Below are 6109 nucleotides of genomic sequence, written 5' to 3' on the forward strand. Positions count from 1 at the left end.
AACCCGTTGCCGCGGGAGGAGTGGGGTTATACGCAGTCGGTGCAGATCGTGTCGCGGCTCATGGGGGAGCGGATGTATCCCCTGACGCTGGATGGCTTGGATGGGGCTGTGCGGTCTCTGCGAGGCGCGGGCGGCGTCCGTCCCGCACCGCAACCCACCTGAGGGGAGTCGGACGGCGGTCAGCGCCGCCGCCCGATGCGCTTTTGCGGGTATCAGTTGGCCGCCATCAACGCCGACAGATCCGTCATCACCTCTTCCGAGTGGTTGTCGGGATTCACCCGCGGATAGTGCCGCGCGATCTTCCCCTCCGGGTCGATCAGAAACGTCTGCCGCTTCGCCATCTTCACGGGGCCAAGGCTGCGCAACACGCCGTACGCCTTCGCCATCTCCGCCTTCGGATCGGACAGCAGGGTGAAGGGCAGCGAGTACTTCTCCGCAAACTCCTGGTGTGACGCCACGTCGTCCAGGCTCACCCCCACGATCTTCACGCCCATCTTCTTGAACTTGAAGATGTCATCGCGGAAGGCGCAAGCCTCGGTGGTGCAGCCCGGCGTGTCGTCCTTGGGGTAGAAGTAGAGGGCAACCCAGTGGCCGGCGAAGCTCTCCAGGTCGTGCCACTCGCCGTTCTGGTCCTGTAGGCGGAAGTCGGGCGCGGGTTGGCCGGCGTCCAGGGCGAGGGCGCTGGCGGTGGCCAGGGCGAAGAGGGTGACGCCGAGCGCCAGTCGATTCAGGGTGGTCATCATCATGTCGTATCCTTTTCCGGGCCATCCGCGGGCATCCTGATGGCCGATGTTGGCCGTTTCAACACGGCTGCACGGTCAAGTTTCGTTGCGCGACGGTGCGGTGATTCACTCGCGCTCGGTATGTGCGAAGCAGAAATTACGATAACAGGAGCGGCATTGGGTCACGGGCAGTTGCCACCTGCAGAGCACGCCGACGCCACGCTACGGGCGGCCGCCTCCTATTCCCAGGGCGGCGGCGGCACGGCCCTGGTGCTCCCAGGTGGCGGTGCGCGCGGGGCCTACCAGGTGGGCGTGCTGCGCGGTATCGCCGAGATCCTCGACGCGCAGCGCTGTCCCTTCCCCATCATCACCGGCACCTCGGCCGGCGCCATCAATGCCGTGTCCCTGGCCTGTTCGGCCCTGGATTTTCGTCACGGCGTGGCCCGCCTGAGCGGGGTGTGGCGCCATTTTACCGTAGACAAGGTCTTCCGCTGCGACTGGCCGGGGGCGGCGGGCAACCTGGCGCGCTGGGGCTGGTCTCTGGCCCGCGGCGGCCTCGGCCGCAACGTGCCGGTCTCGCTCCTCGACAACACGCCCCTGCGCCAGCTGTTGGAGACCCACCTGCGTCTGGCCCGCATCCAGCACGCGATCGGCGTGGGCGCCCTGCGCGCGGTGGCTGTGTCGGCGGCGGGCTTTCGCTGCGGTCGCACGGTGGCGTTTTTCGAGTCGGAGGACAGCGTGAAGCCCTGGCGTCGCGCCCGTCGCGAGGGGCGGCCCTGCCACATCAGTCTGGATCACCTGATGGGGGCCGTGGGGATCCCCTTCGTGTTCCCGTCGGTGCGCATGCAGAACGACTTCTTCGGTGACGGCGCTGTGCGCGAGTCGGCGCCGCTGAGTCCGGCCATCCACCTCGGGGCGGATCGCCTGCTGGTGGTGGCCGTGCGCGACCCGTCGCTCGGCGACGTGCCGGAGCTTGCAAGACCGTCCCTCGGCGAGATGGTGGGCTACCTGCTGGATGCGGTGTTCGAAGACGGGCTCTACAACGACCTCGAGCAGCTCACGCGCCTCAACAACATGTTAGGCGAGGCGCGAGAGGGGGAGCGGCGCGCCAATCAGTTCCGTCGCGTGCCCGCCTACGTGATCCAGCCCAGCCGTGACATCAACGCGATCGCGGCCCGCCACGCGCACCGTTTTCCCGGTGCGTCGAAGATGATGTTGGGAGCCCTGGGCGGGGGTGAGGCGCTGGCGAGCTTCCTGCTCTTCGATGGCCAGTACTGCCGCGAAATCATGCGCTTGGGGTACCGCGATTGCTTGGCCCAGCGCGATTCACTGAAGCGCTTCCTGGAAGCCGGCAGCGATGCGGAGCCTCTGCACTCGGCGAAGCGCCTGCCGATCAACTCATAACCGGCGGTCGCTCAGACCAGGAACAGCGCGCCCAGGCCGAGGAAGGCGAGGAAGCCGACGACGTCGGTGACGGTCGTCAGCACGACGCTGCCGGCCAGGGCCGGATCCACCCCGAAGCGACGCAGGAGCAGGGGGATCGCGACGCCGGCGACGGCGGCGCAGATGCAGTTGAGCAGGATGGCCGCGGCGATCACCACGCCGAGCTCGGGCGAACGGAACCATAAGGCGGCGACGGCAGCCACCACCAGGGCCCATCCAACCCCGTTGAGCGCGCCCACGGCAAGCTCCTGGCGCAGCACGAGGCGCGCGTTGCTGCTCTCGATCTGCCCGAGGGCGATGGCGCGGATCACCAAGGTCAAGGTCTGGCTGCCCGCGATACCACCCATGCTGGCCACTACCGGCATCAGCACGGCGAGGGCGACGACCTGACCGATGGTCTCGTCGAACATGCCCACCACGCCGGCGGCGAGGAAGGCCGTGGCGAGGTTGGCGCCCAGCCAGACGGCACGGCGACGGGCGCTCACGCTGACCGGGGCGAAGAGGTCTTCGTCCTCGTCCAGGCCCGCCATGCTCATCATGTTGTGCTCGGCCTGCTCGCTGATCACGTCGACTACATCGTCGATGGTGATACGGCCGACCAGGCGGCCGTCGTCGTCCACCACGGCGGCGGACACGAGGTCGCGGTCGGCGAACAGGCGCGCCACATCCTGGGCCGTGGCGTTCAGGTTGATGGCGTTCTCGCCAGTCTCCATCACCTCGCCGACGCGCACCTCGTCATCGTTCACGAGCAGGGCCGTGACGTGGAGGGTGCCGAGGTAGTTGCCGTAGCGGTTGACGACGAACAGGCGGTCCGTGTCGTTCGGAATGTCACCGCGCATGCGCAGGTAGCGGCGGACCACGTCGACGGTCACGTTGGCGCGCACGGTCACCGTGTCCGTGTTCATCAGGCCGCCGGCCGTGTCTTCGGGCAGGGCGAGGACCTGATGCAGACGTTCGCGGTCCTGGGTGTCCATCGACTGCAGCAGTCGCTGGGTCACCGCTTCCGGCAGGTCGCCGATGATGTCGGCGAGGTCGTCGAGCTCCAGCGCGTCGGCGGCCTCGACCAGCTCGTCCGTCTCGGTGATGCCGATCAGGCCCGAGCGCACCTCATCGCCGAGGTGCACCAGCACCTCACCCTCCTCATCGCTACCCATCGTGCGCCAGAGGATCTGACGCTCGGCCACGGGCAGGGACTCGAGGAGATTGGCGATCTCCGCGGGCGACATGGAGAGCAGGGCGCGGTGCAGGGACTCGAGGCGACCGGCCTCGATGGCTTCACGCAGCGACTGCAGCTTGCTCGGCTTGTTCTCGAGCGTTGTCGACATGCGTGCACCCCCGGGCCCTGCGAGCCATCGCGCGGTGGTGCGATGGCGAGAATCGTCGGCACGGAAGTGTATCGGCGCAGCGGGGGAGATGCTACGCGGCGAATTCGCGATCGCCGCAGCCCCCGAGAGCGATCAGGCTCAGGCGATGTCGTCTAGGCGGCGCTGGCCGGCTTCGGTGATCGCCGCCACCGCCGGGTGCGCGATGCGCCGCTCCGGCAGGATGGCGAAGTAGCGCTCGACCAGCGAGCCACCCGTGCGCCCGATCTCCTGCACGCCGTAGCTCTGGCATACCCGTGAGGCGATCACGGCGGGGGCGACGAAGACGCCGATGCCCTCCTGGCCGAAGGCCTTCAACAAGCCGCTGTCATCGATCTCCGCAGCGATCAGGGGGCGCACGTCTTGCTCGGCGCACCACACCTCGAGGCGCGTGCGCAGGGAATTGCGTACGGCAGGCATTAGGAACGGAGCGCCGTCGAGGCAGGCCGGGAACTCGGGCCCGAGGCGCTCGGCCAGGTCAGGGCGGGCGAAGAAGGCCACGTCGCTCTGGCCGAGGGGATGGCTCTTGGCGCGCACGTCGAGGTCACTCGGCAGGGAGCGATCGGACAGAACCACGTCCAGGCGGTGCACGGAGAGATCGGCGAGCAACTCCTCCAGCGTGTCCTCGTGGGTGACCACGCGCACCGGTTCCTCCAGCGCCAGGGCCGGTGCCACGATCTCGCAGGCGATCAGCTTGGCGATGGAATTGACGATGCCCACCGCGACGGAGCTGGGGGAGCGTGGCTTGGCGCCGTGGCGCAGGATCTGCGTGAGCTCCTGGCCCACGGTGAAGATCTCGTCCGCGAACTGGGCCACGAGACGGCCGGTATCCGTGAGCACCAGGGAGCGGCCGTCGCGTTGGAACAGTGCCGTGCCGATGCTCTCCTCGAGGCGCTTGATCTGCCCGCTGATCGTCTGCGGCGTGAGATTCAGTACCTCCGCCGCACGACTGACCGACCCCTCCCGTTGCACGGTCCAGAAATAGAGCAGGTAGGTGTAGTTGATGTGACGCACGGCATTCAGTTCGCCGATCCTCATTGCGCGGAATCGGCCGGGCCCTTCCTCAAATAGTCACTTCGAGCGCCTCGAAGCTCGGCTACGGAAACATCTGCTGTTTCCTGCCGAGGCACCCACGTAACGTCCCGACCGAAGTTCACGAACAAGTCGCTCCGGGCGAAGAGAACGCCCACCATCATCGAAGGTGCTGACATGGAGAATCAAGTCATTCCGTTCGCCCTGGACAGCGATCCGCTGTTGGCGCTGGCCCCGGAGGTCATCCTCTCCGAGACCCTCGAGAGCCTCATCGCCACTGCGGAAACCACCTTCAACGGCGAGGCCTGCGAGGCGTTCCACGACGGTCAGCTGGTCGAGGTGGAGGTGGTGTGCGATGCAAAGATCGTCGAGGCGGTCTACGACGCCAACACCAGTGAGTTGCTCGATGCGCAGGTGCAGTCCATCGGCCGTCGCGGCAAGCGGGTCGTGCGCGCCCTCGATCGGGCCGTGCTCAGCCTGGTCGATGCCATGGACGTGGCGAAGTCTGCCGTCGGCCCCGGCGAGAGCTTACAGGCGAGCCTGTGCGCGGCCGGCCCCGACGGCGGGCGGCGCTTCGAAATCGTCTTGCGCACGAGCGAAGGTGCTTGCGAGATTCAGGTCGATGCGGCCAACGGTCGCCTAGTACGCGTTGTCCCGCGTTAGCGAGGACTTGCTTCCCAGGAGTTTCGTTAGGTGGAAGACGACGCCGACTTTCGCCTAGAACGAGACACCTACGCCCGCGCCCTCGCGATCGGGGGGGCGCAGCGCGCGCGCCTGCCCGCGGCGGCCCTCGAAGCCCTGGCGGGCGACGTTGTGTCCCTTCTGGCGAGCCGTTTGCGCGACGAGGCGCCGCCACGCGAGGCCGCGGGCACGCCTTCGCCGGCAGCCTTCAACGCCTTCATTCGCGCCCTCCTCCACCCTGACGCGCACGCAGCGGCTGACCGCATCGACGCCGCACGGGCCACGGGCACCGACATCGAGACCATCTATCTCGCGTACCTCGCTCGCGCGGCCCGCCACCTCGGCGTGCTCTGGGATCGGGATCGGATCGACTTCGTGCAGGTGACGGTGGCGATCGGACGGCTCTACGCCATCATGCGCAGCCTGCGCCAGAGCTTGCCCGTTCTCCGGCACCAGGATCCGCGTCGCCACGCGTTGTTCATGACCATGCCGGGCGACGACCATCGCTTCGGCGCAGCGATCGCCACGGATCTGTTCCGCGCCCACGGTTGGGATATCCAATTGGAAGGGCCAGCGGACCGTAGGGCCGCCGTGGAAGCGCTCGGCAGGAGTGACCACACGGTGGTTGGGATTTCCGCCAGCCGCGATGCGCAGCTGAGCGAATTGATTCGCTTGGTGAGCGCTTTGCGCATCTGTCGCCCGGAAGCCTTCGTTCTCGTCAGCGGGCACATCGCGGAGGAGGTGCCGGATCTGTCGGTATTGGTCGACGTCGATGCGGTGGCCACCACTGCACCGAGTGCGATCGAAAGGCTGGAGGAGCTGGTGGCGAATCAGCGCCGCACAACCCGTCCGCGCTAGGCGGCCGTCGGC

Annotated in this window: 6 protein-coding genes; 3 read left to right on the plus strand and 3 right to left on the minus strand. The window is 67.6% G+C overall.

All coding sequences use genetic code 11. The features are described from left to right. Positions 1 to 212: 212 nt before the first annotated feature. Positions 213 to 746 carry a peroxiredoxin gene (locus tag AAF184_24270; protein MEO0425472.1) on the minus strand — a complete coding sequence of 178 codons (534 nt, stop codon included), beginning with the start codon at positions 744 to 746 and terminating at the stop codon, positions 213 to 215. A gap of 153 nt (positions 747 to 899) precedes the next feature. On the opposite strand from AAF184_24270, the gene AAF184_24275 reads away from it, so the two are divergent. Further along, complete coding sequence (locus tag AAF184_24275) at positions 900 to 2126, plus strand: patatin-like phospholipase family protein (GenBank protein ID MEO0425473.1); 1227 nt, start codon at positions 900 to 902, stop codon at positions 2124 to 2126. Between the two features lie 11 nt (positions 2127 to 2137). Here the strand turns inward: AAF184_24275 and mgtE are convergent, their stop codons facing one another. Beyond that, positions 2138 to 3490 carry a magnesium transporter gene (gene mgtE / locus AAF184_24280; protein MEO0425474.1) on the minus strand — a complete coding sequence of 451 codons (1353 nt, stop codon included), beginning with the start codon at positions 3488 to 3490 and terminating at the stop codon, positions 2138 to 2140. A gap of 138 nt (positions 3491 to 3628) precedes the next feature. Beyond that, a complete protein-coding gene (nhaR, locus tag AAF184_24285; GenBank protein ID MEO0425475.1) occupies positions 3629 to 4564 on the minus strand; it encodes a transcriptional activator NhaR in 936 nt (311 codons plus the stop codon). Positions 4565 to 4735: 171 nt separating this feature from the next. Between nhaR and AAF184_24290 the strand changes: the two genes are divergently transcribed. Both AAF184_24290 and AAF184_24295 read left to right on the plus strand, forming a co-directional pair. Beyond that, on the plus strand, positions 4736 to 5221 hold the full coding sequence (locus AAF184_24290) for a hypothetical protein (GenBank protein MEO0425476.1): 486 nt from the start codon (positions 4736 to 4738) through the stop codon (positions 5219 to 5221). 30 nt (positions 5222 to 5251) lie between these two features. Continuing rightward, on the plus strand, positions 5252 to 6097 hold the full coding sequence (locus AAF184_24295) for a cobalamin-dependent protein (protein MEO0425477.1): 846 nt from the start codon (positions 5252 to 5254) through the stop codon (positions 6095 to 6097). The last annotated feature ends 12 nt before the right edge of the window (positions 6098 to 6109 follow it).

Source organism: Pseudomonadota bacterium (assembly GCA_039815145.1).
In the GTDB taxonomy this organism is placed as follows: Bacteria; Pseudomonadota; Gammaproteobacteria; order Steroidobacterales; family JBCBZW01; genus JBCBZW01.

Coding starts and splice junctions, on each gene's coding strand:
- AAF184_24270 (MEO0425472.1), bottom strand. CDS start 746: ATGATGATGACCACCCTGAATCGACTGGCGCTCGGCGTCACCCTCTTC.
- mgtE (MEO0425474.1), bottom strand. CDS start 3,490: ATGTCGACAACGCTCGAGAACAAGCCGAGCAAGCTGCAGTCGCTGCGT.
- nhaR (MEO0425475.1), bottom strand. CDS start 4,564: ATGAGGATCGGCGAACTGAATGCCGTGCGTCACATCAACTACACCTAC.
- AAF184_24290 (MEO0425476.1), top strand. CDS start 4,736: ATGGAGAATCAAGTCATTCCGTTCGCCCTGGACAGCGATCCGCTGTTG.